The following is a 24,742-nucleotide window of genomic DNA, read 5'->3' as shown; positions in this document are numbered from 1 at the left end:
TGCCGGATAGAGTTTAGTGCTTGAGGTATGACTTTTTTGTTCCTACGGCCCAGGCCGTTTTGGGCATCCCTGCTGGAAGACTGGACTCATGACTGAAACCATGCGCGCGATTGTTCTTGATGGTCCCGGTGCGCCGGATGCGTTGAAGATTCGTGAGGTGCCGCGGCCGGTTCCGGAGCCGGGCTGGGTGCTGATCCAGGTCAAGGCTTTTGGGCTGAATCGTTCAGAGTTTCATTTCCGTACGGGCATGGGTTCTTTTGGCTCGTTCCCGCGCATTCCTGGGATTGAGGCTACGGGGGTTGTGTTGGAAGCGCCGGGCGGCGAATTCGCTCCGGGTACCCAGGTGGCCGCTTTGATGGGCGGTATGGGCAGAACGTTCGACGGCGGTTACGCCGAGTACGTGGTGGTTCCGGCAAGCAGCGTTATCCCGTTCAAGAGCGAGCTGGATTGGGCCACGCTCGGTGCAGTGCCGGAGATGCTGCAAACCGCTAACGGGTCATTGACCGTTGGTGTTGACGCACAGCCGGGGAGTAGTCTGCTGATCCGCGGTGGGACGTCGTCGATCGGTTTGGCGTTGGCGGTGCTGGCCAAACGGAAGGGGATTACGGTGGTTTCCACCACGCGTAACCCGGCCAAAACGCAAACATTGTTCGACGCCGGAGCGGACCATGTGGTGATCGACGCCGGTTCTATCGCTGAGGAAGTTCGGCGAATTTTCTCTGAGGGTGTTGGGGGAGCGGTGGAGCTGGTGGGAACGAATACGCTGGCCGATACCCTCAAAGCCACAGCTGTTCACGGGACTGTGTGTTTTACCGGGATGCTCTCTGACCAGTGGACGGTCAAGGATTTTTACCCGATGGACTTTATCCCCAACGGGGTTCGCCTCACCGCGTATTCGGGTGAGGCGAACGATCTGCCCGCCGAGGTTCTGCAGGAATTCTTGGACGCCATCGCAGACGGCCAGGTGAGTGTCCCTATCGCTAAGGTGTACGCCTTCGATGAGATTGTCCAAGCGCATCAGGACATGGAGGACGGTGCCGTGGCGGGCAAGCTCGTCGTCGTTGTCTAAAACCGCAGCTAGTAGGCGATGTTTTGCATCGAGTTGAAGCCGTACCCAATGGTGCGTGCGTCGCCCCAGTAGCTGTTGCCAAGCGGGTAGTAAACCACTTGGCCCTTGGTGTTGGTCATGGTCACGCCGCGGCTTCCCCGGCCGTCTAGGCCGTAGCTTGCGCGGATGCTGCGAATGCCCACCCAGCCGCGGCCGATGATGGGCCGGGCTTGGTTCAGGAAATTACCGCGTCCGTCTTGGCGGTATAGCCGCATCACACCGCTGGTGTCTGTGGACAGCAGCTCAGGGGTGCCGTTGTTGTCCCAGTCGGCGATGGTCAGCGTGGTGCTGGACTGCCAAGCGTTGCCGATGAGCCTGCGGGTGCTCAAAGCACTGCCGGAGGGGTTGCTGTAGAGCCACAATTTCCCGGAAGTGTCCTTGGCAATCACGCCAGGAAACTTCCTGGACTTATCCCACACGCCAGCCACAATCTTCATTGAGCCCCAGCCGCCGCTACCTACCAGAATGGGTGCGTTGAATCCGCCAGATGCCTTGCCGGTGTAGACGGTCATGGTGCCGTTTTTCCACTGGGCCAGTAGGTCAAAGATGCCGTCACTGTTCCAATCGACTGGGCGGACGGTGAGAAGGTTCCACCAGCCAGCGCCGATTTGGTAGCGCATGGTGAGTCCACCGTTGCCAGCTGCCGGGTAGTTCCATAACCGGCCGGAAGCATCGGCCGCCGTAACGTCTGACCCTGAGCGGATGGACGCCAGGGTTTTGCCTAAGGTGGTGTCCGTGCCGTAGGCGGAGCCTTTGAAAACATCGCTTACTGCGCCCATCACAATCCGGTCCCCGGGCCGGTTGGTTTGGAGCAGACGGGTGACGGTCCCCAAGTGGGTGGAGATGCAAGCGGCGGAGGGCACGTTGCCGGCGTGGAAAAAGATGGCAAAGGAGGCGTGCTGGGTGACTTCCATGTCTGGTTGGCGGTTCCAGTTGATGACGGCGGCTTGTTCGTAGTAGCCGGCGTTCATGTTGGTGTAGAGGTTCTCGTCTGATTCGCCGCCGCGGCCCTCAAAGTACTGGTTGTACTTTGGGCCAGGTTCCCCGCCCCAACGCGAGGTGGGTTTGATCGTGTGATAGCTCAGTGCTGTGCCGGGGTTCTTGCGGCCCAGCGCTTCAGTGAAGGTGAAGGAACCTGTGGGGGAGCGGTACGTGTCTTCCCACTCATTATTGAATGTGGCAAAACCGTTGCTGCCTGCATAGCCGGTGGTTTGCCACTCTTGCTTGTAGCGGACTTCACGCAGCCGGTGATCAGGACGTTGCTGGTGTTCCTGTTTACCGCTGTTGCGAAGGTGACACGGTTGGCGCCGTAGGTGTTGTAGGAGACTTGACCGGCGGTCAGCCGGGCGCACGGGTTGGTGACTTGAGCTGCGGCCTCAGCAGCCGGTGCAGTTACGACGCCGATACCCACCAAAGCGGGTACGGCAAGGGCCACTGCGGTGAGGACAGAGGCGAGTGACTTGCGCTTCAGCACAGGATAAAACCTTTCCGAAAGTGCCAGATGAGGAGATCAGCCTATGGGGTGGTGCGGGGTCTCGGAGCGGTGTGGAGGCAAGTTTGTTCGTGTTGCGTATTGAGTCTTGTTTTACAGTCGGATTCGATGCGTTGAGCGTTTACCGGGGCTGCCAGCATGCACAGACGTTGATGCTGTTCGACGGCGGCTATGCCGACTATTTTGTGGCTCTGGCAAGCAATGTCGTCCCGTTCAAGATTGCAGTGGATGCGGCGGTTCCGGAGATGCTGCAAACTTCTACCGGTTCGCTGGCCGTTGCTGTTGTTAGAGGCTGGCTACTTGCTGGCGATGCCAGCCATGAAATTGAAGCCAAGACGAAGAAAGCGGCGTCTGCCTTGGATGGCGGAAAGTTGCATGTCGGACTATTGCCCAACGGATGGACATGGCCCTTCGCCCAGTCGACCTATCTCAAATTTCTTCTGATCCTTGTTACCGTGCGTACAAGAGCTGCAAACTTGTACTGTTGCGTCGTTTTGGGGCAAAAGGAAACTCCGGCATAGATTCAGGGCATGAATGCCGTGAATCAATGGGCAATATCATCGTCAACGTCCCAGTACGGTATTGTTCGGCTCAACAGTGACTCAGTGAACGTCCGTTAGGACTTCGCAGCATACTTGATGACATCACGCAATAGTTTTTTGTTCACTACTTGGCAACAGCTCGACTAGGAGAATTTCCATCATGAAAAGGCTTGCTCTCAGCCTGGCTCTAACCTTAATTATTTCTGGCTGTGCGGGTATTGGAGAAGAGTCTCCAACGAAAAAAGGCGAAGGGAAAAACTCAACACCTGTTACTAGTTCTATAAAACCGGAATCCGAAGTTGATGGATCGCTTTGCAATATTGAAGAGAATTTCGGGAAATGTTTATTTGACCAAACTGCTGTGTATGAAGATTCGCGACGAAATGGCGATGAAGTTAAGCTTGAAATTACAGTAAAGAATCCTCGCCGATTTACCCCTAGCACGAACGCTGACTTCGCAATCAAAACACTTGGCGGTACACCAGGCAGGGGTCCGGATAATCTTTATTTTGAAATCACAATAAAGAACACATCGCAGGTTGCAGTCTTGGCCCATAATGATGTTGAATTATCTGCCAACAGTGCAACGGATGGCAATGGGGATGTCCGAACTGTGCAGGACGACAACGTAAGGCAATTCTGGGAAGCGACTCTCAAACCTGGGCAAAGTTCTACCATGAAGAGTGGTTGGAATTTCAATAACTCAGCTTCCCCGACCTTTGAGGTCAGCGTTGACGGACTTGGCGGTAATAGTGTCACCTTTTCGCAGAAGTGACGATAGCCAAAGCGGAAGTTCCACTTGGACAGAGCCCGTCGTGTCAAGCGTCCGGAGGGCATGCATTGGAGCGCTCGCTACGAGAGGTCCCCCGAAGGCGGCTTTCGACATCACGGCCTGGATCTTCTGCTTGGCGAATCCAGCTTGGCGCAAAGTATCGTGTTTCAGCGTGAAGGAAAGGCGCTCATGGAGAGACTTGCCTGCCCCGCTATTGCGACGACAGAGAAGGAAGAAGTGACGATGGGCGGGACTGCACGAACAATTTCGAAGATCGTATGGATTTCCATGTCCGCTCCTCGTCCGGCAATTCTAAGGTGCCTATTGTGTTTTGGGGCTTATTAGTGGAGAGGTCTGAGGGCCACGTAGGTCAACTCAGAGCTGTGGAGGCTAAAGAGTGGTGGGTGGATACTTGACGTGAGGATCCACGGAGCGGAACGAGGCTGCCAAGACTACAGTGAATTTCTATCCTGGCCGGTTTGACCCACCGAGAGTCTTTTGAAACTACCGATAGGCCGGCTAGGGCGCGACGACCTCTGGCCTATCCAATCCAGCTGGGTTGGGATCCCCGCGCTTTTCTAGCTCGATGAGAATCAGGCGCCGCAGTACGGCGCGCGCCTGAGCGAATGAAACCACTGACCTTTTCCGCCCCGGCGCCTGGCCAAATATGTCGTCCGACGATGTAACCGGTCGCTTGCCAGAATGCATGAACTGAGAGCGGACTTGATAGGCCTTCTTGAAGGCCTTCTTTGTCAGTTCACGATTAGCACCGAAGCATGGATCACGTGGACGTTCTGGCAGCCAAGCACCCTCTATGATCTTGCCGGTTTCCCCTTGGACTCCCCAGATGTAGTCGCTGACAGGTTCATCCCAAAAACCTTCAGGCAGTGTCTCTGTGGCATATTTAGCAAAGGTTTCTGCCAGTCGCATGAACCTGTCCTGGGTCAGACGGCCCCGGAAAGCACTCGCCTGCTCTTCGGATAGCTTCTGGCTTGCAAAGAACTTGTCCCAATCGGTGGCTTGGTCCCAATCAGCCCAGGTAGTCGGAGGGGTACCGAATGTCATGGCCAATGTTTCGATACCGGCTATTACCAGGGCATACGCTCCAGTCATGTCCCTCGTCAGTAGCAGGCTCGCACAGTAGTGGAGATGAATAGCCGCGCTAATGGCTGAGGCTTCGTTGACTGGGAGGCTGGACAGGCGTGCTAGAGCATCTCTGAAACCTGAGTCAATCTCCTTCCACTTGGGCATTGGTGCCCCCAACTGAGGATCGGTAGCTCCGGCGATAGGCAAGAAGAAGTTCAGGCCAGTTGACCCGCCAGGTGGAATCTCCGGAACGACCTCACACATGCGGTCCGAGACGAGGGTAAGAAGACCGCCGAGTATGTTGTCCGAGACAAAGAGGTCCGTTATTTCGTCCTTGCTGATGGATTCCTCATCAAGATACTGCAAGACAGATAGTGATAAGGCGGTCTGCCCCGCACTCGCCACACTTCCAAGCGGAATTGAGGACACTAACCCGGACCCGGCGGCTGGATCCAACCCTGGATGGATCATGCGTTGTAAAACCACTCGAGAACCTTTAGCAGGATCGAATACACGTAGAAACTGGGCCCAGTGCTGTATGTGCTTTGCACCTGATGGATCTTGTTCGGGATCGAGCATATGCCCAGTCAATCATGAGCATTTGGTGAAAGTAGAGACCGCAGCGATTGATGACAGCTGGCATAGTTGAGTGTGCAACGGATGACTGGTCTCTTCGCTGTGACCCACCCGTCTGGTTGCATTTGAACGTGCCAAGTTTCGAGTCGTCAAATACGAGCGTTAATGCAATAGGTGGCGAATGTGTGGATTTGGGCGCAGCTATGACCAGCCGTTGTACATCAAGACGTCTAGACAAATGCAGCGTTGAGGTGGGCGAGTGTAGCTACCATTGGCAAGTGATCCGTCCCCCTATCTTTGCAACTCCTCATAAAGAGTCCCGATAAGCAAGGCTGCGACGGCTTTCAACTTGTTCTTGTCGCTGAGCACTTGGAGGCTAAGGTTTTGGTGGCTTTCCATGGCGTTAGTAACCGCAGCAATCATTGCTGATTCAAGGTGTGGGCTGGCACTGAAGTGCTGGCGAGAGTTATTACGGGCTTGGACTTGCAAGGTTGGATTCTTGACAAGTTCGCGGCGGATGCCGTCCATGAAGTGTGCCACGGTTGGCATATCTTCTCCTTCGAAAGGCAGGTTCGCTTGCTCGATCACTTCCTGCCACGTCGCAAGGACCGGGTCCTTGACCTGACCGGTGCCCGGGCTAGTCAGGGGTGTGAGCGTCTCTCCGTCACCGCCAAGTTTCAACGATGCTGAGCCGTTGTCCTTGAGGGCGTACTTCGCCAATGTCACCTCTGACAGGTCCAAATCCACGCGGGCGTCATTGGTCCGCAACCCCGGCAGCAGATGCCGGTAGTAGATGGCACGTTTTTCAAGGTCCGTGTCCGCGTAGTTGACGATTTGAGAGAGGAAATCGTAGGCCCGGACAAAGGAGCCCAGGTCTTTCCGGAACAGTTCTAGTTCATCTTGAGCAGCTTTGTCGCCGCCGGCAACAGCCTCGTTGTGCCTCGTGTTGAACCGTGACTTGGCAGGGGAGACCCACTTAGAAAGAGCGTTGTTCCCTTCCTCGCGCACATACGCGTCCACTAGCCCATCAACCTCAGATTCCAAGTAGATCTGGGCCGCGTCGAGTTTGCCCTGAAGGTCGTGGACAACGTTGGGATCGGAAACGCCTTCGAGGGTGGCTTCACGGTAGTACGGCTGGAACGAAGCCAAGATTTCTGCCGGATCGTTCACGAAGTCCAGTACAAATGTCTGGTCTTTACCTATTGCCGTTCGGTTCAGCCTTGAGAGCGTTTGAACGGCTGTGACTCCGGAGAGCTTCTTGTCCACGTACATGGCCACAAGCAACGGCTGATCAAACCCGGTCTGGAACTTATTGGCCACCAGCATGATCTTGTATTCGTCGGTGGAAAACGCCTGGGGGAGTGTGCGCCCCTTCAACCCCGGGTTCATGTTCAGCTCAGTAAACGGCTCCGGACCGGATTCCAGGTCAACTACCTCGCTGGAGAATGCGACCATTGCACCTAAGCCGGTGTATCCGGAGTCGTGAATGTATTTGTCGATGGCGAGCTTGTAGCGGACGGCTTCTTTGCGGGAGCCGGTGACCACCATCGCTTTAGCTTTGCCGTCCAGACGCCAGGCGACGTTTTCGCGGAAGTGTTCCACGATTACCTGCACCTTTTGGCTGATGTTGTACGGGTGCAGTTTCACCCATTTCATGAGGGATTTGAGCGCCTCGGTCTTCTCCACTTTGGAGTCTTCCGAGTCGTAATCGCGGCCGTTGTGTGCCAGCCGGTAGGCCACCTTGTAGCTGGTGTAGTTCTGCAGCACGTCTAGGATGAAGCGCTCTTCGATGGCCTGTTGCATGGAGTAGAGGTGGAATGGCTGCGGCAGCCCGTCCTCACCCTTGCGCCCGAATAGTTCGAGGGTTTTGGACTTGGGTGTGGCGGTGAACGCGAAGTAGCTGATGTTTTTGGCATCGGCGCGTTCGGCCATCTCGGCGGCCAGGAACGCTTCAACGTCGAATTCGCCGCCGTCGTTGACTGCCGCGAGTTCCTCGGAGGAGAGGACCTTTTTGAGTTTGTTCGCTGTGGACCCGGTCTGAGAGGAGTGGGCTTCGTCGGCAATGATTGCGAAGTTGCGGCCACGGAGGGCTTGGGCTTCGGCGATCGCTTTGAGCGCGAACGGGAAGGTTTGGATGGTGACCACAATGATCGGCGTTCGCGCGACGAGGGCGTCGGTGAGTTCGGCGGATTTGGAGCCGCCGTCGCCGCGGATGGGAACTACCACCCCGGACTTGTGTTCGATCTGGTAGATCGCGTCCTGGAGCTGAGTGTCCAAAACCGTCCGGTCAGTCACCACGATCACAGAGTCGAAGATCTTCTGGTCCGCGGCATTGTGAAGCGAACTAAGCTGATGCGCTGTCCACGCGATCGAGTTGGTTTTGCCCGAGCCTGCCGAGTGCTGGATGAGGTAGCGGTGCCCAGGTCCTTCTACGCGTGCGGTGTTGATGAGCTGACTGACGACGTCGAGCTGGTGGTAGCGAGGGAACAACAGGGATTTGCGGATCTTGCGTTCGCCGGTGACTGGGTCGGTTTTGTCGTCGACGTTCAGGTGTAGGAACTTGCCGATGATGTTCAACCACGAGTCGCGCTGCAGGACCTGTTCCCAGAGGTAGCTGGTGCGGGACCCGTTGGGGTTGACCGGGTTGCCAGCGCTGCCGTTGTCGCCGAGGTTGAACGGCAGGAAGTAGGTGTCTTTGCCTTTGAGCTCGGTGGTCATTTGGATTTCGTCGTTGCTGACGGCGAAGTGCACCAGTGCGCGGCGGCCAAAGGACAGGAGGGGTTCGTCGGCGTTCTTTTCGTTGCGGGGGAGCCGGTTCTTTTTGTACTGTTCGACGGCGTCACTGATGTTTTGCGTGAAGTCCGTCTTGAGTTCTATGGTCGCCACCGGGAGGCCGTTGACGAACAGAACTAGGTCGATGCTGTTGGTGTTGGCGGTGGAGTAGTAGACCTGCCGGAGGACACGGAGCCGGACCTTGTTGTAGCGTTCCTCGGTGGCTGGGTTGAGGCCGGTGGCAGGTTTGAACTGACACATGTCGAACTTGGCGCTGACGTCCTTGAAGCCTTGGCGCAGTACCGAAAGCATGCCGGATTCTTTGGTGGCGGGCTTGTCCAGGACCTTGCATAGCCTGTTCAGAACTATGGCCCTGGCCATCTGCTGTTCGCCCAATGAATCGGTCGGCTTGATCACCTTGGCGAGTTCTTCTGGCTGAGTGTCTGCCAACCAGCCGAATACGTCTTCGGGGATCAGTGCGCGCTCAGCATCGTAGAGTTCGCTGGATTTCCGGTGCGGCTCGTAGATCCAACCGGCCGAGGCGAGTGCCTGGCAGATCTCGTCTTCGAGAACCGATTCATTGTGTTGTGCCATGTTTCCCCCTAGAAACTGTCGAAGAAGTCTTGGTCGAGTTTCTTTACGACGACGGTACGGTCCACTTGGACGCCGACGCCGTACTCGAACATCAGCGAGGCCAGTCGTTGCCCGTCGATGAGGATGAGTGTGTAGTGGGCGGTGTCGCGTGCGACGGCGCGGGCGCCACTTGTGAAGGTGGACGTGGTGATGAAAATGCCCTTCGTGGCACGGAATTGGCCTAGCGCACCGCTGAAGGCTTGGACTTCTGGTGCACCGACGGTATTGCCTTCGGAGTATCGCTTCGCCTGAAGGTAGACGCGGTCGAAGCCGAGTGCGTCCTGCCAAACGATGCCGTCGATACCGTTGTCCCCGGAACGCTGAGTTGGTTTGAGGTTATCTTCACGGTCGGTGCCGTAGCCAAGCGCCTTCACAACGAACGGAATGAGACGTTCGAACGCGTCGGGGGAGAGTTCGAGCAGATTCCGATAAATTTCGTCGATGACCACCCGGTTGAGCTGGTCCGCGGACTGTTCGAGTGCCTCCGACGGATCCGCATCGACTGCGATTTCGGAGACTGCACTCATCGTTTCAGCACCGGGCCGTGCCGTCTTCTTCGGCGCCTTGGAGGTATTTTGGTACGCCCGGTACGAGTCGTATTCCATCAACGTCTGGTAGGTGATTTCTGCAGTGGAGGACACACGGCGGAGACCTTCAGCGCTGATCTTGTATTGCCCGCGGGCCTCTCGCACGAGCAACCCGGCCTTGAATGAGTCGAAGACCGCCCAGTTGATCCGGTTGGCCCAGCGCGCCTCACCCGAGGCCATGACTTCGCCCATATCTTCGTCTGAAAGCCGAGTCACTACAGCGACAGCATTTCGAATGTCCGCATTGCGACGAACTTGGCCGTCGGCCATGACCCGAAGGACGGGATCGATGAAACCATGCCACTGAGGTAACGCCATTTCTAGGCTCCTTCGGTCACGTTGATCTTGCCAGTCACTGCAGCGGAAATGAGCGCCGAGCGGCGTTCACGAAGGACAGCGACCGCCGACCCGGCCCTACTGACCAACCGCTCGATTTGGTCATCGACGCTGCGGATCTGCGCGAGAAACTGGCTTTGAGAATCGAGTGAGGGGATTCGAATTCTCATTCCTCCTAAGTCAGTTGTGTTGATTCTTGGGGTGCGTATGACGCCCTGATCAATCGAACCGATTCCTCTCAAACGCGCCTGCATCTGCCCGACGGCCCAGGTGGACCGAAGCACACGGCTCAGCCAATCGGCATCAGCGTACCGACCGGGACGTACGACCAAATAGTCGGGGCTTACGAGACCTGGCTCACGGGCAACCCCAAGGGCGCCTTGGAACGCGCGCATTCGATTGATGACGATGTCGCCTCGGCGGCAGAGTTTGTAGTTACTTAAGTCATCCGCACGTGGCTCGTCAGCTGTAGTTTCACTACGGCGCTGAACACCGTGATGAATTGAGACAGACATGAGAGGGAGATCAGCACCGTTCGCGCGGTCGTCAACCGCGCGCCATGTGTACTTCAAACGCAGTCCGGGATCGTCGGCCAGAGGTTCCACAGTTTCCGCTACGTAGCTGTCGGTTACGGCTTGGCGCTTCTCCGCCAGAAGCTCGATCAGGCGCTCCTGCTTCGCGATGAGGTTGTCGATCTGGGCAGTCTCGCGGTCGAGGAAGTTGGCCACCCTTTGCTGAGCCGACAGAGTGGGGACCAGTATGGGGATTCTGACGAGATCCGATGCATTAATTGCTGGGTAGGAAATCCCCGTGGAACGAGCAATAACCCTATCAACGAAGTCCGGGCTTAGTACAGCAAATTTGAGGTATGCGGGGTGAATTTGTTTCGGGCGAAGCACGCAGAAGCCGGTGGAGGCGATGAATTTATCGTGATGATCTTCGACTGGAGCGATTGCACGGAGGTAGGTACGAACGGTTGAGACCAGTACGTCATTTTCTCGAACGATGCGTCTGGCTCGGGACGGAGCATCGCCAAATTTGACGTGAGTTGCACCGGTGATGCCACGTTGGCTGTCAACGTCTGATATTTCGATGTAGCTAATTTCAGAATCGGAATTGTATGACTCAGGGAGAACTTCGTCGTTATATGTAACGACGTGTTTGAGGGGCACCGATCTGTAGGTTTTGGTCACTTCTCGACCTCGGAAAGGAGCACCGTGATCTCGGAGATCAGCTTGTTGAGGTCGGCGTCGATTTCTTCCAATGAACGTGGCGCGACGTACTTGTAGAAGTGCCGGGTGAATGGAATCTCGTAGCCGACCTTCGTCTTGGACTCGTCGATCCACGCATCAGGGACATGGGGGAGCACTTCACGCTCGAAGTACGCCTGAGTGTCTTCGTTGAGCGGCACATTCTCGGTATCGCGAAGATCCGTATCAGGTTCGGGTGCGCCCTTAGCGCCAGTGCACACATCGGCCGTTTCATCCCGCTCAGAGAGGGCACCGAGCAGGGCTTTGAAAGCCGGGGCAGCCAGCGTGATGCCGGCCAACTTCAGCTCGTTCTTAAGGAGCTTGGTGAACGACTCGCGGTTCTTACAGACTTCGGTGACCGAAGCGCCGTCGTTCGCGGCCTTGGACTCAAGGTGAGCCCGCAAACGATCCTGGGTGTCGGCGTCGAGCTTTTCAATCGGTTTCTGTACAAAGACGCGTTCAACGCGTTCGGCATCGAACGAGAAATTCAGTTTCAGCGGGCGTTCAACTGTGATGGTGGAATAACCGAAATCTCGGTTGTTGAAGATCTTGGAGGTTTCGCCGTTGTCCGCGAACTCGCCGTAAAGGCTCACAATCTGGGCGATGTCCGTGGCCCCAAGTTCCTTGCGCTTAGACCCGAGGCTTTTGCGCATCTTCTGGAACATGTCCACGCCATTGATCAACTGGACTTTGCCAACTCGATCGGCGTGCTTCTGCTTCTTGTTGTTGGACAGGATCCACACATAAGTCGCGATGCCAGTGTTGTAGAACATGTCCGTAGGCAGCGCAATGATTGCCTCTACAAGGTCATTCTCAATAACGTACTTACGGATCTCAGACTCGCCAGAGCCCGCGCCACCCGTAAACAACGGGGAGCCGTTCAAAACTATGCCGATGCGGGAACCACCCTCATGCGCCGGACGCATCTTACGGATCAGATGCAACAAGAACAGCAGCGAACCATCGCTCACACGGGGCAGGCCCGGACCGAACCGGCCCTCAAAACCGTGCAGCTCGTGCTCCTTGACGATCTGCGGCTGAATCTTCTTCCACTCCACACCGAACGGCGGATTGGACAGCATAAAGTCGAACTGCTGGCCGATGTTCTGATCGTTCGCCAAGGTATCGCCCACTGCGATCTTGGAAATGTCCTGCCCCTTGATGAGCAGATCCGACTTGCAGATGGCGTAGGACTCGTCATTGATTTCCTGGCCATAAGCCACCAGGGAAGCGCTCCCGTTTAGTTCGCGCAAGTGCTCCTGCGCGACCGTTAGCATGCCGCCCGTCCCAGCAGTGGGATCATAAATGGACCGGACGATTCCCTCCTTGGTGAGGACTTCGTCGTCGTAATTCAACAACAACTGAACCATCAGTTGAATCACCTCACGCGGGGTGAAATGCTCACCAGCAGTCTCATTAGACGCCTCAGCGAAACGACGGATCAGCTCCTCAAACATCAAGCCCATCTCGATGTTGCTGATCGAATCCGGGTGCAGATCGATCCCCGCGAAATCCTTGGTCACGTGATACAGCAGATCAGCCGCATCCAGCTTCTCGAGCGTCTTGTAAAACTCAAAGCGCTCAAAGATGTCCCGGGTGTTCTCCGAGAACCCCTGCACGTAATTGAGCAGGTTCGCCTTGATGTGGGTGGGGTCATCAAGAAGCCGCTTGAAATCGAAGAGCGAAGTATTGAAGAACTTGTGCCCGGCAGCCTTCTCCAAGAACGTGTCCAACGGGATGTTCAGGTTCTTTTTGGCTTCTTGCTCCGCCAAGACAGCAGGCTTAGTGTCGGCGAGAACGCAGTCCAAACGCCGCAAAATGGTGAACGGGAGAATCACCGAACCGTACTGTGCTGGCTTGTAGGTGCCCCGCAAAATGTTCGCGATGCTCCACACTAAGTTGGCGTTGTTATTGCTGGCCACTATTCCCCATTCACTGCCACAGCCTTCAGCGGCGCGGCGTAGATCACGTACTTGCTTTTGCATTCTATGGGGCGGGGGAGACATTTCTTGAAGGTTGGAGTTTAGGTGTGTTTGATCGTCGGTCTTGCATTCTGACCTGGCCCTATGCGTTCTGCAATGGATTACCTAGACTGACGCAATGAATAGCACCCTGACTGTTGGCGGCCTGAAGATTTCTGTCGACGAAGCCACGGATCTTGCCCGGCCCTACCTCTCTGGCGATGGTTCCGTGTGGGCATATCCGGCCTATGATGCATATCCGGGTCACCCCGGACCGGAAGTAGGGCGAGCCGACTTGCTGGCTGTCGCCTTACTGAATGCTCAGCAGCGCCCGTTGGAGAGCTACTACGGTTTGGAATCATTACTGCCCCTGATCAACGGGCGACTGGCAGATCTGGCACTGCAGGGCACGCTTGCTAAAGCTGAGCCCGCGACTCTCAAAGCGATCGCACGGCTCTACGGGATCCTCGACGAACAGAAGCCCAAATACGTGGGCCTCACGAAGCTGTCCAAAGTGCTCCATCGCAAACGTCCTGAACTATTACCGCTCTACGACAAAAACATCTGGAAGTGCTATGCCGCCGGTGACAGGATTCCTCGGTCCAGCAACCGGAGCTGGTACGAGTACTCCAAGAAGTTGCTGGAAGCCATGCAGAGTGATCTGAACGACGGTTTAGACGCTTGGCACGAGATTGCCAATCTGGCTGCTGGCCCGAAGGTCTCGCCACTGCGGGCGTTGGACATTGTCGGTTGGAACTTGGGAAGACAGATTAAGTAGCTGCCTGTGTCCGGTGGCTACCAGGCTCCGGCGTTGCGTCCGTCAACCACCGCGGCCACTGCCTCAATTTCCACCAACCGCCCATAGCGTAAGGCGAAGATTCCGAACGCGCTGTCGCGCCTGCTCGGCGTAATCGGCCGGCGCCACTGTTGCGCCGTCGTCGTTCAGGGCGCAGACACCGTCTCCTAGCCAGCCGGGCGCAACCGCTGCATCCAGTTCTCTGGAACGTCCACCACGTCAAAACCAAACTTCGAATACAAGCCCTGGGCGGTCGCCGTCGTTAGTAGCATCCGCTTGAGATTCAACGGATCCAGCTCAGCCACCACGCCGTCAATGAGCGCGACACCAACTCCCTCACCACGTGCCTCAGTTGCCACAAAAACATCGCACAACCAAGCGAATGTCACGCCGTCCGTGACCACCCGCGCATAAGCGAGCTGTACCCCCGTTTCAGCGTTATAGACCCCGAAGTTGCGGGACGCGTCCATCGCCGCCTCCTGCGTGGCGCGTTCCCGGCCCAATGCCCAGTACGCTTCCTCGCTGAGCCATCGGTGAACCGTGGCGCGGTCAATCTTGCTCTCATCCGCAGAAAAGTAGAACTGCACACTCATAGCGCTATCCAAACACAAGTGCCTGGCGAGTAGGAGCACTACCGTGGGGCAGAATCGAACCATGGACCCCCTTGAACCCGAGCTCCGTGTGATCAAAGCTGCAGAAGAACTCGCGGCAACCCTTGGCGCCAATGACAACCACACTGTGGCGGCAGCTGCCATGGACGCTCACGGTGTCATTCACAGTGCGGTGAACTTGTACCACTTCACCGGTGGCCCTTGCGCGGAACTGGTGGTGATTGGCCTCGCCGCGAGTCTTGAAGCCGGGCCGCTGGTCACCATGGCGGCCGCGGGTGACCGTGGGCGGGGCCTGATTGCGCCGTGCGGAAGGTGCCGGCAAACCATGTTGGACATGCACCCGGACATTGTTGTTGCCGTGCCTAGCACCAACGGGCCGCACATGGCTCCCATCCAAGAACTGCTCCCGTACTCCTACTACGCACCGGCCTAGACGGCCCGCAGACGTTACCCAAAGCGCACCACATTGCCCCGTGGAATATAGTCGAAAAAGGATTTAGTTTAACCATCAACGAAAGAGCCGATATGACCACCCCCAGCACACCGTCGTCAACCACGGCCGTTCTAGTCATCGACATGCAAAACGACACCGTACATGCTGACGGCGCCTACGCCGCCAGCGGTGCCGTTGAGCACGCGCAGGAACAGAATGTCATCAGCAACGTTGGCTCCGTACTGGACAGCGCAAGGGCCAACGGGGTTCAAGTCTTTTACAGCCGCATTGTTGTTTATCCCGTAGCCGGACTCAGCGGCAACAACGCGCCCATCTTCAACATGCTGGCGCCAGACACGTTTAAGTTGGGCTCATGGGGTGCCCAAATCGTGGACGAACTGACCCCCGAACCCGAGGACATTGTTCTGGACCGCACCCGAATGAGCGTTTTTAACGGAACCAGCATCGACAACATGCTGCGCAACCTCAACGTCCAGAAGCTCATTGTGGTGGGCGCCTGGACCAACATGGCCGTTGAACACACCGTGCGCGATGCTGCAGATCATGGCTACGAAGTCACCATCGTCACCGACGCAACCTCAAGCCTCAGTGCACAATGGCAGGAAGCAGCTGTTGGGTACGCACTGACCAACATTGCCAACATCAGCACCACGGCCGCTGTGATTGAGCAGCTTAAAGGCTGAGAACAGCCCCGAAGGGCTGCGTATAAGCGCTATATTGCCTTCCCAGGGCTAGATATTTAGCCCTGGGAAGGGCCGGCTCAATCGGTGGGACCAATCAATGATGCGGCATACTTTGCGAACAGCCACAGTGCTGTTGCCCGTATGTAGAGTCAAGAGTTTCATTACTTGTTGCGTCCTTCGCTGTAGCTGCGGTGAAGCTCAGACGTTCAAAAATTGGTGCCTAGCTAAGACGAATCAGGTCGACTTCCGTTTGGGGCTGGAAGGCCCATTCCACCCATGAAGGGACCACAAACAGCTCACCCGTGACTAAGGTCATAATCTCGTCGTTGAGCATGACTGTGCCGGTACCTTCGAAGGCTGGCCACTCCCTCGACCTAACCTCGTGCAACGGTTCGGTTGAGGCTCCGACGCAGAAGAATGACGGCGGGTGCGTACCCGCCGTCGTTCTTCTGATGCAGTCTCTCAACCCCGCAGGGCCAGCTGACTTTTTACTTGGTGATCAACAGGCCGGTGTCCCAGTTGAAGTCTGCGAAAGCCGGGTTGGCCTGCATGGTCATCAGGACAAACTGGAAGCCTTCGAGTTCGCGAGCGCGCTTCAGCGGGCCCACCACCAGTGGGCGCATGCCGCTGGCACTGACAAAGTTGCTCACTGCGGAAGTGGCCTCGGCGTTGTCTCCGGCAATGAAGACATCCAAGGGCTGGCCACCGGACTGGCCGGCTACAAGGACGCCAGCGAAGTTGGTGTTGAACGCCTTCACTACGTTCACGCCGGCAGCGGCGAGCTGGGAGATTTCCTCAGCAGCGGAGGAGCCGGGGGCAACAACCAGCGAATCAAAGGTTTCGAAGTTCACCGGGTTGGTGATGTCAATGACGGTCTTGCCTGCGAGCGCGTCACCGTAAGTGGAAACGATGGTCTTGGCTGCGTCAAACGGAACGGCGAGAACAACAATCTCGCCCTGCGGAGCGCTTGCGGTGGTCCCTGACGTCACGCCAGCACCGAGCTCGGTAGCTAGGGCCTGTGCTTTAGCGGCGTCTTGGCCGAGGATCTCCACTGTGAAGCCGCCAGCTAGTGCGCGGGTGGCGATGCCGCGGGCCATGTTTCCGTTTCCGATGATGGTCAGATTTGTCATTACAGTCTTCTTTCCGAATAGGCGGGCAAGGAGCTTTTTCATGGTTTCCTGCTTTGTTGATGTCGATAAGTTGAAGCTACAACCAAAGTTAGACTCATTTAGTTGAACCGTCAAGTAATGGGATCAACTGCCACCCGCCAGTGCTAACGGTTCGGGTAGCTAGCCTTTTTGTTGTGCGTCTAGGGCTAGTAGTTGGGCATTTTGAACCATAAAGCTGCGACGACGCTCTGCGGTTGCGTGGCCGGTGATAACTGCATGGATGTTGGGGGCGGAGACCCAAGCGTGCGCGAGGGTCACGATCGAGAGAAGGAGGTCCTGTGCCTGGGTAACGGATAGCTCTGGGAGGGCTGCGCGCAGTTCCGCGACCTTGTTTGACGCTTTGATGGTGCGAGTTTGAATGCCCACTGGACTGTTGCGCTCTAGGCCTTCCCAGGCCGTGAGGCGGGACCATCCGCGGTTCCTACTTTGTGATCAAAGGCGAATACTGAGGGCCGTTCTACTCAAAGCGGGAGGTGTCGCCCATTCCGCGGCGAACTATTTCAGCGGACCCTGAAGAGAAGTCAATGACCGTGGTGGGCTCAGCACCGCAGTCGCCAGCGTCTATCACAGCGTCCAAGACGTGATCTAGCAGCTCCTTGATTTCCCATCCCTGCACCATCGGCTCGGGCTCATCAGGCAACAACAGAGTGCTGGAAAGCAATGGCTCGCCCAGCTCAGCAAGTAGCGCCTGGACCACAGCGTTGTCCGGGATGCGTACACCCACTGTTTTCTTTTTGGGGTGCATCATTCGGCGCGGCACTTCCTTGGTGGCCGGCAAAATGAAGGTATAGCTGCCAGGCGTCACTGCCTTAATCGCGCGGAAAACATCGTTGTTCATCATCACAAATTGACCCATTTGGGCAAAGTCCTTGCAGATCAAGGTGAAGTGGTGCTTGTCATCGAGCTGGCGAATGCTTTTGATCCGGTCCAGGGCATCCTTGTTGCCAAGTTGTGCACCTAGCGCGTAACAAGAATCGGTGGGGTAAGCCACCAATCCGCCATCGCGCAAAATGTCACCAACTTGGGAGATGGAGCGCGGCTGAGGGTCATCGGGATGAACATCGAAGTATCGGGCCATGGAACGAGCCTACGCCCCAAGACCGTGGTGATCACTCCATTTTTTGGTTGAGCACATCTGTTCCGGCTAGTACGCTTATTGGGGCTCCGGGGCGGTGGTCTGAAACTCGTGGCGGTAAACGGCACAAGGCCTTAGTTCTTAACACTTAGTGAACTATGATTTCCAAGTGCGTCCCGAGCTTACGGATCGCTTTGCCACACACTTTTCTGCAGATTGGGCACCGGGTGGACATCACCTTTATGGTCGCAATGGTCATTGTTTTGGCCTTGTTTTTCGACTTCACCAACGGCTTTCATGACACGGCCAACGCCATGGCCACGCCTATCGCGACGGGGGCTATTAAGCCGAAAACCGCCGTCGCACTGGCAGCTTCCTTAAATCTTGTTGGTGCGTTTCTGTCCACGGAGGTTGCCAAAACAATCTCCGGTGGAATCATTCGAGAAGGCTCCGAAGGCATTCACATCACCCCGGAGATCATTTTTGCGGGTCTTTTGGGCGCAATCTTGTGGAACATGTTTACTTGGCTCAAGGGACTGCCCTCCAGCTCTTCGCACGCCTTGTTCGGTGGTTTGATCGGTGCCGCCCTTGCCGGTATTGGCTTGCACTCCGTGAACTTTGACACCGTCATGCTGAAGGTCATTCTCCCAGCAGTATTCGCTCCGATCGTGGCCGGTAGTGTTGCCTATCTCTGCACCCGCGTAGCCTACGCAATCACGTCCCGTCACGATCCCGAAACAGGGGACAAGCTGACCCAAAAGCGCGGCGGATTCCGCACCGGTCAGATCTTTACCTCGAGCCTTGTGGCCTTGGCGCACGGTACTAACGATGCACAAAAAACCATGGGTATCATCACCCTGGTTCTGATCGCAGCTGGCACACAATCCGCAGGCTCCGGTCCGCAGTTCTGGGTTATTTGTGCTTGTGCCTTGGCTATTGCCATTGGCACCTATTCCGGTGGATGGCGGATCATTCGCACCATGGGAACGGGTCTCACAGAAGTTAAGCCTGCTCAGGGCTTCGCCGCTGAAGCCAGCACCGCCTCTGCCATCTTGGCGTCTTCGCACTTGGGTTTTGCCCTCTCAACGACTCAGGTGGCCTCAGGCTCTGTGATCGGTTCAGGACTGGGCCGCAAAGGCACTTCGGTGCGGTGGGGCACTGCAGGACGGATCGCCGTCGGCTGGTTGTTTACGCTCCCGGCAGCCGGCATTGTTGGCGCCCTCGCTGCCTACCTTGTTGCGATTGGCCCGGTTGGTGTGTTGATCGCCGCTGTTGCCGGCGTTGGAGCAATTGCCTACATGTTCTGGTACTCACGCAAAGACCACGTCAACCACCAAAACACTGTAGAGGTGGAAGAAGCTGGCGAGGTAGTGCGATTCCGGAAAAAGCGCAGAAGCAAGCCCAGCTCGGCTATCACCTCAGCAAAGAAGCCAGCGGGTCCGCCCCAGACGCGAGGGACGTCCAACACTGACGCAACGTCCAAGGAGACCGGCAAATGAAGTGGCTAGAACTCGTTATGGTGGCCGGTGCCACGCTGGTTTCGGCGATGACTGTTGTTGTCCTCTACTCACTGGGGGTGCGCCTCACCGCGATCTCAACCGGCAGTGGGACCGTGCCCGCAGGCCGTCAGCGCCTCGCCAAATTCTTCTCGATCGTTTGCTTCGCGGTATGCGGTTTGGCAGTTCTTTTTGGCATTTACCTGATAGTTCCGTACTTCTCTAAGTAGAGTCAGCTCTATGGCTGACTTTGTGTACTACGTAGCGACGTCCCTCGACGGATTTATTGCCACCGACGATGACTCCCTGGACTGGTTGATGCAGTTCGATTCACCCGAACTGAACCAAAGCATTTCCACCTTTATGGCATCAGTGGGGTCCATCGTTATGGGCGCCAGCACCTTCCAGTGGCTTCGCGAGCACGACGACGGCACTTGGCCGTACGCTGGCACGCCCTGTTGGGTTTTCACACACCATGAGTTCTCCGCACCGCCCGGAGCGGACGTCACTTTTGTGCGGGGCCCGGTGGCCGAATTTGTTCCGGACCTCGCTGCCGAGGCCGGGGACAAAAACGTTTGGCTTATGGGCGGTGGGGACATCGTGGCCCAATTCGCCCAAGCAGGCGCCCTGAATAAAATCATCCAGACAGTAGTGCCCGTAGCCCTAGGTTCCGGACGTCGTATGCTTCCCTTGGTTACTCCGACGCCGGTCTTGGCGCTGGATTCGAGCCGCACAGTGGGCGGGGGAGCCGTAGAGATGTGCTTCAGCTTTCCGGACACCCCCGCAGAGTCTTAGCTGGTTTTTGGGTTAGGCCTTACCAAGTTGGTGATTCGGCACGTCGAGAGGCGGCGTCCCTGCTCGTCCGTCATCACAATTTCATGGGTGGTCAAAGTCCGGCCCAAGTGAACGGCCGTGCATGTGCCCGTGACAGTTCCGGCAGCAATGGAGCGGTGGTGGGTACCGTTGATTTCGATTCCTACTGCGTGGGCGTTAGGTCCAGCGTGAATGCCGGCAGCGAAGGAGCCCAGGGTTTCGGCCAGCACCATGTGGGCGCCACCATGTAGGATCCCCACAACCTGGGTGTTCCCTTCAACCGGCATGGTTGCCACCGCTCGCTCAGCCGAGAGCTCGCTAAAAACTATTCCCATCTTCTCCACCAGCGCGCCAACGCCGTGTCCGCTCAGCCAATCATGCATATGCGCCGGCACTCCGGCGGCTTCAAGCTGGTCTGAGAACTTATTGCGCGTGAAATTGTCCGTCATGGGAACTAGGCTGGCACTTGTGAGTGAAACAACCAAAACGGTCCCGTCCCCGTCCGCCCCTGAAGCCTCAGCAACCCAGGCACCAGTAGTCCCCACCGACGAGGGGCGTAAGCGGTTACTTGTGTTGGATGGACACTCCATGGCGTTCCGGGCGTTCTATGCGCTCCCGGCTGAAAACTTTGCAACCTCCACGGGGCAGCACACCAACGCCGTGCATGGATTCACCTCCATGCTCATCAACCTCATCAAAGAACAGAAACCCACACACGTAGCCGTGGCCTTTGACGTTTCTGACGACACCACGTTCCGCAAAGCCGAGTATGACGGCTACAAGGGTGGACGCAACGCTACCCCGCCCGAGTTCTACGGGCAGATCGATCTGATCGACAAAGTGATGGGTGCGTGGGGCGTAAAAACCATCAAAATGCCCGGTTATGAAGCTGACGACATCTTGGCCACCCTCGCTGCTCAAGCCGGCAACGAAGGCTGGGAAGTTCTTCTAGTCTCAGGTGACCGGGACTCCTTCCAGCTGATCACCGACAACGTTTTTGTGCTTTACCCCAAACAGGGTGTGTCCAACATTCCTCGGATGGACGCTGCAGCTATTCAGGAAAAGTACTTTGTTTCACCGCAGCAGTACTCTGACCTCGCAGCGCTGGTGGGTGAGACGGCGGACAACCTGCCTGGTGTCCCAGGCGTTGGTCCCAAAACAGCAGCTAAATGGATCAACCTTTATGGTGGGCTAGAAGGCATCCTCGAAAACATCGACAAGATCGGTGGAAAAGTCGGGGATTCCCTGCGGGCCCATGTTGACGATGTCAAGCGCAACCGGCGGCTCAACCGTTTGCTCACGGACCTTGAGCTGCCCGTAAGCCTTGATGAGCTTGAAGAGCCGCGGCCAGACCAAGACGCCGTTGAAGAACTCTTCGACACCCTCGAATTCAAAACGCTGCGCACACGCCTCTTCGCCCTGTATGGTGAGGACGCAAAAACCACGTCCGTGCCGGATTTCGAAACCCCCGAATATGTCACTCTGGACACCGCTGATGGCCTTTCGCAGTTCATCGCCGATGGTGGCTCCGAGCGTATTGCCCTTGCCGTAGCTATGGTGCCGCTGAACCTTGGGCTCGACGCTGAAGCCGTGGCTTTGCTGCACTCTCAGGGTGCAGCGTTCCTAAACCTCAGTGATTTGGATGCTTCCACTGAGTCCGTTCTTGCGGCATGGTTGGGCGACACTCAGGCGCCAAAGATTGTGCATGAATTCAAAGAGTCCCTCAAAGCTCTCCATGAGCGCGGGTTGCCGCTGGCCGGGGTAGTTGATGACACCTCAATTTCTGGCTACCTCATCCAACCCGACCGGCGTAATTATGATCTCGCCGAGCTCGCTACACACCACTTGAAGATCCAGCTCGCAACCGCGGCAGCTCCTAGCGGCCAACTTGAGCTCAACCTGGGTGAGGACCGCGGAGCTGCAGCCGCCGCGCTTGTCCAGCGTGCCGCCGTCGTACAGAAACTCAGCGCCTTTTTTGAAGGCGAACTCCGCGACCGGAAGGCGCAGGAGCTCCTCACTACGCTTGAATTGCCCGTGGCGCAGGTGCTGGCGGAGATGGAGATCGCCGGCATTGCTGTCTCGCAGGAGCGGATGAATGACCAGCTAGCTGATCTGGCTAAAGTCGTTGAGCACGCTCAGGAGCAAGCGTTTGCGGCCATTGGGCACGAGGTGAACCTGGGCTCGCCCAAGCAACTGCAAACCGTGCTCTTTGAAGAGCTCGAGTTGCCCAAAACCAAAAAGATTAAATCCGGTTACACCACCGATGCTGCTTCTTTGAAGAATCTTCTGGAAAAGACCGGGCACGAATTTTTGGTCCAATTGATGGCACACCGTGAGTCCTCCAAGCTGCGGCAAATGGTGGAGACGCTCAAGAAGTCTGTTGCTGCTGACGGAAGAATTCACACCACCTACGCGCAGAACGTTGCAGCGACGGGCCGTATCTCGTCCAACAATCCCAACCTTCAAAACATCCCGGTTCGCAGTGAAGAAGGCCGGCGTGTGCGGGGCATTTTTGTGGTCAGCGACGGCTACGAATGCTTGCTCTCCGCGGACTACTCACAAATCGAGATGCGGATTATGGCGCACCTGTCCGGGGACGCGGGACTGATTCAGGCGTACAAAGAAGGTGAAGATCTTCACCGCTACGTTGGTTCCCACATCTTCAAGGTGGAACCGGCTGAGGTCACTAGCGCTATGCGTTCAAAGGTCAAGGCGATGTCCTACGGCCTGGCATACGGGCTTACGTCCTTTGGCTTATCCAAACAACTGGAAATCTCAGTTGATGAAGCCCGGACGCTGATGAAGGAGTACTTCGACCGCTTTGGGGCGGTGCGCGATTACCTGCGTACCGTGGTGGAACAGGCTCGGATTGATGGGTACACCTCAACGATTGAGGGCCGCCGGCGCTACCTACCGGACCTGACCAGCACTGACCGTCAGTTGCGTGAAATTGCCGAACGCGTGGCTCTCAACTCGCCCATCCAAGGCTCGGCCGCAGACATCATCAAGCGCGCCATGCTCGGTGTGGCAGGGGAGCTACAGTCGCAAGGCCTCAAGTCCCGAATGTTGTTGCAGGTCCATGACGAACTTGTGCTTGAAGTGGCGCCGGGGGAGTTGGCCGCAGTGGAGAAGCTCGTGACTGAGCAGATGGGTGCCGCCGCGGATCTATCTGTGCCTCTTGAAGTGCAGATCGGGATTGGTTCAAGCTGGCACGACGCCGGACACTAACCCCTTCACCACCAACACCCGGGCACCAAAAGTTGAATCGGAGCGGCGCGTGAGCGAGCCTAAGTACGATCTCAAGAAAGCCTACCGGGAGCTGTACGCCCCCAAACCGGACAGCTTTAGTGTGGTCACCGTTCCGGAGTTCAGCTATTTAGCGGTGGAAGGGGCGGGGGACCCCAACACCTCAGCCGAGTATGCCGCTGCTGTGACGGCTCTATTTACGGTTGCCTACACGGTGAAGTTTGCTAGCAAAGTGGCCGGACAGAATTACGTGGTGGGTCCGCTTGAGGGATTGTGGAGCGCCGAGGATCCGGGTGCCTTTGCGCGTCGAGAAAAGGACGCCTGGGTGTGGACCATGATGATCGCGCTGCCGGAGTGGATTACGCAGAGCGACGTCGAAGCCGGGGTGGAAAAGGCTGCCTCGAAGTTCGATTCTGGGACGGGGAAAGCTGAAGCGGACGTTCAAGTGGTTAGCCCGTCATTTGACGGCGTGCGCATGGTGAAGTTCGAAGAGGGCCTCGCCGTGCAGGTCCTCCATGTCGGCAGCTACGACGACGAAGGTCCCATCCTCGAGCGCCTGCATCAGGAGTACATGCCCGCGCATGGCTTCGAGTTTGCCGGCCCGCATCATGAGATCTATTTGAGCGATCCGCGCAGGGTCGCCCCGGAGAAGCTACGGACGGTTCTCCGTCAGCCGGTCCGGCGGAGCTAGACATTTGGTACCACCTGGTGTGCGAGTAGCTAGGCACTGAGACTATCTAGCCTCTCGGTCCTAGGTTTTCTCGGTCTTAGGTTCTCGCGACTTGCTGGGTGTCGCCACATGCTGGGTGTCGCCACAGGGGGTCCACGTAGTTTTCGCCGAAAATCGGGCGGATATGGATGGGTAGACTTCTGAGCTGGGGATCTATGGGCTGGCTGGAAGGGTTGTTTTGGCTACGCAGGTGTTTGCTGAAGAGGAACTGGAGCGTCTGCGGCGGTTCCCAGAGATCAGTCGTGTGAGGTGTACTACTGATCTGAGACAGTCTTTGAAAGGATTGTTCTCATGTCTTCTCGACCCACCTATTCTGATGAGTTCAAGGCTGATGCTGTTGCGTTGGCTAGTTCCTCTGGCCGGCCATTAGCTCTGGTAGCCGTTGAGCTTGGCGTTTCCCTGACCGCTCTCAAACGCTGGATCAGGCTCGACCGTGAAGGCGAGACTGGCGGCGCCCGAACACCGGACACCCCGGTTGATGCAGCGAAGTACAAGGCGATGGAAATCCGGTTACGTGAAGTGGAACGGGAGAACGAATTCCTAAAAAAAGTTTC

23 protein-coding genes and 1 pseudogene are annotated in these 24,742 nt (G+C 56.9%); 12 read left to right on the top strand and 12 right to left on the bottom strand.

From position 1 onward, the window contains the following. Positions 1-88 precede the first annotated feature (88 nt). Positions 89-1,069 carry a zinc-binding alcohol dehydrogenase family protein gene (locus ACQR35_RS12895; protein WP_430270272.1) on the top strand — a complete coding sequence of 327 codons (981 nt, stop codon included), beginning with the start codon at positions 89-91 and terminating at the stop codon, positions 1,067-1,069. Positions 1,070-1,077: 8 nt separating this feature from the next. Here ACQR35_RS12895 and ACQR35_RS12890 read toward each other — a convergent pair whose 3' ends face one another. Next, positions 1,078-2,460: a hypothetical protein gene (locus tag ACQR35_RS12890; protein WP_430270271.1), complete on the bottom strand. Its 1,383-nt coding sequence runs from the start codon at positions 2,458-2,460 to the stop codon at positions 1,078-1,080. Between the two features lie 103 nt (positions 2,461-2,563). Between ACQR35_RS12890 and ACQR35_RS12885 the strand changes: the two genes are divergently transcribed. Together ACQR35_RS12885 and ACQR35_RS12880 are read left to right on the top strand one after the other, a co-directional pair. Further along, positions 2,564-3,121 (top strand): hypothetical protein, encoded by a 558-nt coding sequence (locus tag ACQR35_RS12885; RefSeq protein ID WP_430270270.1) that lies wholly within the window; start codon positions 2,564-2,566, stop codon positions 3,119-3,121. Positions 3,122-3,302: 181 nt separating this feature from the next. Beyond that, positions 3,303-3,917, top strand: coding sequence for a hypothetical protein (locus ACQR35_RS12880; protein WP_430270269.1), 615 nt, complete (start codon positions 3,303-3,305; stop codon positions 3,915-3,917). Positions 3,918-4,081: 164 nt separating this feature from the next. Here the strand turns inward: ACQR35_RS12880 and ACQR35_RS12875 are convergent, their stop codons facing one another. The 6 genes from ACQR35_RS12875 to ACQR35_RS12850 all read right to left on the bottom strand — a co-directional run bounded on the left by ACQR35_RS12875 (position 4,082) and on the right by ACQR35_RS12850 (position 13,139). Next, positions 4,082-4,204: a hypothetical protein gene (locus tag ACQR35_RS12875; RefSeq protein WP_430270268.1), complete on the bottom strand. Its 123-nt coding sequence runs from the start codon at positions 4,202-4,204 to the stop codon at positions 4,082-4,084. Between the two features lie 229 nt (positions 4,205-4,433). After that, the gene (locus ACQR35_RS12870; RefSeq protein ID WP_430270267.1) at positions 4,434-5,579 is read right to left on the bottom strand and encodes a hypothetical protein; all 1,146 of its coding nucleotides are present in this window, start codon (positions 5,577-5,579) and stop codon (positions 4,434-4,436) included. A 288-nt stretch (positions 5,580-5,867) separates the two neighbouring features. Further along, complete coding sequence (locus tag ACQR35_RS12865) at positions 5,868-8,942, bottom strand: type I restriction endonuclease subunit R (RefSeq protein ID WP_430270266.1); 3,075 nt, start codon at positions 8,940-8,942, stop codon at positions 5,868-5,870. A gap of 8 nt (positions 8,943-8,950) precedes the next feature. Beyond that, positions 8,951-9,886 (bottom strand): restriction endonuclease, encoded by a 936-nt coding sequence (locus ACQR35_RS12860; RefSeq protein ID WP_430270265.1) that lies wholly within the window; start codon positions 9,884-9,886, stop codon positions 8,951-8,953. A gap of 2 nt (positions 9,887-9,888) precedes the next feature. Continuing rightward, positions 9,889-11,097, bottom strand: coding sequence for a restriction endonuclease subunit S (locus tag ACQR35_RS12855; RefSeq protein ID WP_430270264.1), 1,209 nt, complete (start codon positions 11,095-11,097; stop codon positions 9,889-9,891). Then, positions 11,094-13,139 carry a type I restriction-modification system subunit M gene (locus ACQR35_RS12850; protein WP_430270263.1) on the bottom strand — a complete coding sequence of 682 codons (2,046 nt, stop codon included), beginning with the start codon at positions 13,137-13,139 and terminating at the stop codon, positions 11,094-11,096. The genes ACQR35_RS12855 and ACQR35_RS12850 overlap by 4 nt, the downstream gene beginning before the upstream one ends. A 115-nt stretch (positions 13,140-13,254) precedes the next feature. Between ACQR35_RS12850 and ACQR35_RS12845 the strand changes: the two genes are divergently transcribed. Continuing rightward, on the top strand, positions 13,255-13,893 hold the full coding sequence (locus ACQR35_RS12845) for a DUF6308 family protein (protein WP_430270262.1): 639 nt from the start codon (positions 13,255-13,257) through the stop codon (positions 13,891-13,893). 185 nt (positions 13,894-14,078) lie between these two features. Here ACQR35_RS12845 and ACQR35_RS12840 read toward each other — a convergent pair whose 3' ends face one another. Next, positions 14,079-14,504 (bottom strand): GNAT family N-acetyltransferase, encoded by a 426-nt coding sequence (locus ACQR35_RS12840; RefSeq protein WP_430270261.1) that lies wholly within the window; start codon positions 14,502-14,504, stop codon positions 14,079-14,081. Between the two features lie 61 nt (positions 14,505-14,565). On the opposite strand from ACQR35_RS12840, the gene ACQR35_RS12835 reads away from it, so the two are divergent. Both ACQR35_RS12835 and ACQR35_RS12830 read left to right on the top strand, forming a co-directional pair. Continuing rightward, positions 14,566-14,955, top strand: a complete 390-nt coding sequence (locus ACQR35_RS12835; RefSeq protein WP_430270260.1) for a cytidine deaminase family protein — start codon at positions 14,566-14,568, stop codon at positions 14,953-14,955. A gap of 92 nt (positions 14,956-15,047) precedes the next feature. Then, positions 15,048-15,659, top strand: a complete 612-nt coding sequence (locus tag ACQR35_RS12830; protein ID WP_430270259.1) for a cysteine hydrolase family protein — start codon at positions 15,048-15,050, stop codon at positions 15,657-15,659. A 488-nt stretch (positions 15,660-16,147) separates the two neighbouring features. Here ACQR35_RS12830 and ACQR35_RS12825 read toward each other — a convergent pair whose 3' ends face one another. From ACQR35_RS12825 to ACQR35_RS12815, 3 genes and pseudogenes are all read right to left on the bottom strand, one after another. Then, positions 16,148-16,789: an NADPH-dependent F420 reductase gene (locus ACQR35_RS12825; RefSeq protein ID WP_430270258.1), complete on the bottom strand. Its 642-nt coding sequence runs from the start codon at positions 16,787-16,789 to the stop codon at positions 16,148-16,150. A 159-nt stretch (positions 16,790-16,948) separates the two neighbouring features. Continuing rightward, positions 16,949-17,227: pseudogene (locus ACQR35_RS12820) on the bottom strand (hypothetical protein); the annotation flags it as partial. A gap of 58 nt (positions 17,228-17,285) precedes the next feature. After that, positions 17,286-17,906, bottom strand: coding sequence for an L-threonylcarbamoyladenylate synthase (locus ACQR35_RS12815; RefSeq protein WP_430270257.1), 621 nt, complete (start codon positions 17,904-17,906; stop codon positions 17,286-17,288). Between the two features lie 224 nt (positions 17,907-18,130). Between ACQR35_RS12815 and ACQR35_RS12810 the strand changes: the two genes are divergently transcribed. From ACQR35_RS12810 to ACQR35_RS12800, 3 genes are read left to right on the top strand one after another with little or no spacing between them, the layout of a single operon-like run. Continuing rightward, positions 18,131-19,402, top strand: coding sequence for an inorganic phosphate transporter (locus tag ACQR35_RS12810; RefSeq protein WP_430270305.1), 1,272 nt, complete (start codon positions 18,131-18,133; stop codon positions 19,400-19,402). Then, the gene (locus ACQR35_RS12805) at positions 19,399-19,629 is read left to right on the top strand and encodes a hypothetical protein (RefSeq protein WP_430267049.1); all 231 of its coding nucleotides are present in this window, start codon (positions 19,399-19,401) and stop codon (positions 19,627-19,629) included. Before ACQR35_RS12810 ends, ACQR35_RS12805 begins: the two co-directional genes overlap by 4 nt. 10 nt (positions 19,630-19,639) lie before the next feature. Continuing rightward, positions 19,640-20,194 carry a dihydrofolate reductase family protein gene (locus ACQR35_RS12800; protein ID WP_430270256.1) on the top strand — a complete coding sequence of 185 codons (555 nt, stop codon included), beginning with the start codon at positions 19,640-19,642 and terminating at the stop codon, positions 20,192-20,194. Here the strand turns inward: ACQR35_RS12800 and ACQR35_RS12795 are convergent. Further along, positions 20,191-20,661: a hotdog fold thioesterase gene (locus tag ACQR35_RS12795; RefSeq protein ID WP_430270255.1), complete on the bottom strand. Its 471-nt coding sequence runs from the start codon at positions 20,659-20,661 to the stop codon at positions 20,191-20,193. The two genes, ACQR35_RS12800 and ACQR35_RS12795, sit on opposite strands and share 4 nt — an antisense overlap. 139 nt (positions 20,662-20,800) lie before the next feature. Here ACQR35_RS12795 and polA point away from each other — a divergent pair, with 139 nt between their 5' ends. The 3 genes from polA to ACQR35_RS12780 form a co-directional block, all read left to right on the top strand. Then, the gene (gene polA, locus ACQR35_RS12790) at positions 20,801-23,440 is read left to right on the top strand and encodes a DNA polymerase I (RefSeq protein WP_430270304.1); all 2,640 of its coding nucleotides are present in this window, start codon (positions 20,801-20,803) and stop codon (positions 23,438-23,440) included. A 49-nt stretch (positions 23,441-23,489) separates the two neighbouring features. Continuing rightward, positions 23,490-24,149 (top strand): GyrI-like domain-containing protein, encoded by a 660-nt coding sequence (locus ACQR35_RS12785; RefSeq protein ID WP_430270254.1) that lies wholly within the window; start codon positions 23,490-23,492, stop codon positions 24,147-24,149. Between the two features lie 330 nt (positions 24,150-24,479). Beyond that, positions 24,480-24,742, top strand: a 263-nt coding sequence (locus tag ACQR35_RS12780) for a transposase (protein WP_430269233.1), incomplete at its 3' end; no start/stop codon positions are given.

Source organism: Pseudarthrobacter sp. J1738 (assembly GCF_050490315.1).
GTDB lineage: Bacteria > Actinomycetota > Actinomycetes > Actinomycetales > Micrococcaceae > JBNPEO01.
The sequence above is the reverse complement of the archived record's forward strand: the minus strand, read 5'-3'. Positions and strand labels throughout refer to the sequence as shown.

Excerpts from the sequence above, each read along its gene's own strand:
- ACQR35_RS12895 (WP_430270272.1), top strand. The coding sequence starts at position 89 with ATGACTGAAACCATGCGCGCGATTGTTCTTGATGGTCCCGGTGCGCCG.
- ACQR35_RS12880 (WP_430270269.1), top strand. The coding sequence starts at position 3,303 with ATGAAAAGGCTTGCTCTCAGCCTGGCTCTAACCTTAATTATTTCTGGC.
- ACQR35_RS12875 (WP_430270268.1), bottom strand. The coding sequence starts at position 4,204 with ATGGAAATCCATACGATCTTCGAAATTGTTCGTGCAGTCCCGCCCATC.
- ACQR35_RS12870 (WP_430270267.1), bottom strand. The coding sequence starts at position 5,579 with ATGCTCGATCCCGAACAAGATCCATCAGGTGCAAAGCACATACAGCAC.
- ACQR35_RS12865 (WP_430270266.1), bottom strand. The coding sequence starts at position 8,942 with ATGGCACAACACAATGAATCGGTTCTCGAAGACGAGATCTGCCAGGCA.
- ACQR35_RS12860 (WP_430270265.1), bottom strand. The coding sequence starts at position 9,886 with ATGGCGTTACCTCAGTGGCATGGTTTCATCGATCCCGTCCTTCGGGTC.
- ACQR35_RS12850 (WP_430270263.1), bottom strand. The coding sequence starts at position 13,139 with ATGCAAAAGCAAGTACGTGATCTACGCCGCGCCGCTGAAGGCTGTGGC.
- ACQR35_RS12845 (WP_430270262.1), top strand. The coding sequence starts at position 13,255 with ATGAATAGCACCCTGACTGTTGGCGGCCTGAAGATTTCTGTCGACGAA.
- ACQR35_RS12840 (WP_430270261.1), bottom strand. The coding sequence starts at position 14,504 with ATGAGTGTGCAGTTCTACTTTTCTGCGGATGAGAGCAAGATTGACCGC.
- ACQR35_RS12835 (WP_430270260.1), top strand. The coding sequence starts at position 14,566 with ATGGACCCCCTTGAACCCGAGCTCCGTGTGATCAAAGCTGCAGAAGAA.
- ACQR35_RS12830 (WP_430270259.1), top strand. The coding sequence starts at position 15,048 with ATGACCACCCCCAGCACACCGTCGTCAACCACGGCCGTTCTAGTCATC.
- ACQR35_RS12825 (WP_430270258.1), bottom strand. The coding sequence starts at position 16,789 with ATGACAAATCTGACCATCATCGGAAACGGAAACATGGCCCGCGGCATC.
- ACQR35_RS12815 (WP_430270257.1), bottom strand. The coding sequence starts at position 17,906 with ATGGCCCGATACTTCGATGTTCATCCCGATGACCCTCAGCCGCGCTCC.
- ACQR35_RS12805 (WP_430267049.1), top strand. The coding sequence starts at position 19,399 with ATGAAGTGGCTAGAACTCGTTATGGTGGCCGGTGCCACGCTGGTTTCG.
- ACQR35_RS12800 (WP_430270256.1), top strand. The coding sequence starts at position 19,640 with ATGGCTGACTTTGTGTACTACGTAGCGACGTCCCTCGACGGATTTATT.
- ACQR35_RS12795 (WP_430270255.1), bottom strand. The coding sequence starts at position 20,661 with ATGACGGACAATTTCACGCGCAATAAGTTCTCAGACCAGCTTGAAGCC.
- polA (WP_430270304.1), top strand. The coding sequence starts at position 20,801 with ATGGCGTTCCGGGCGTTCTATGCGCTCCCGGCTGAAAACTTTGCAACC.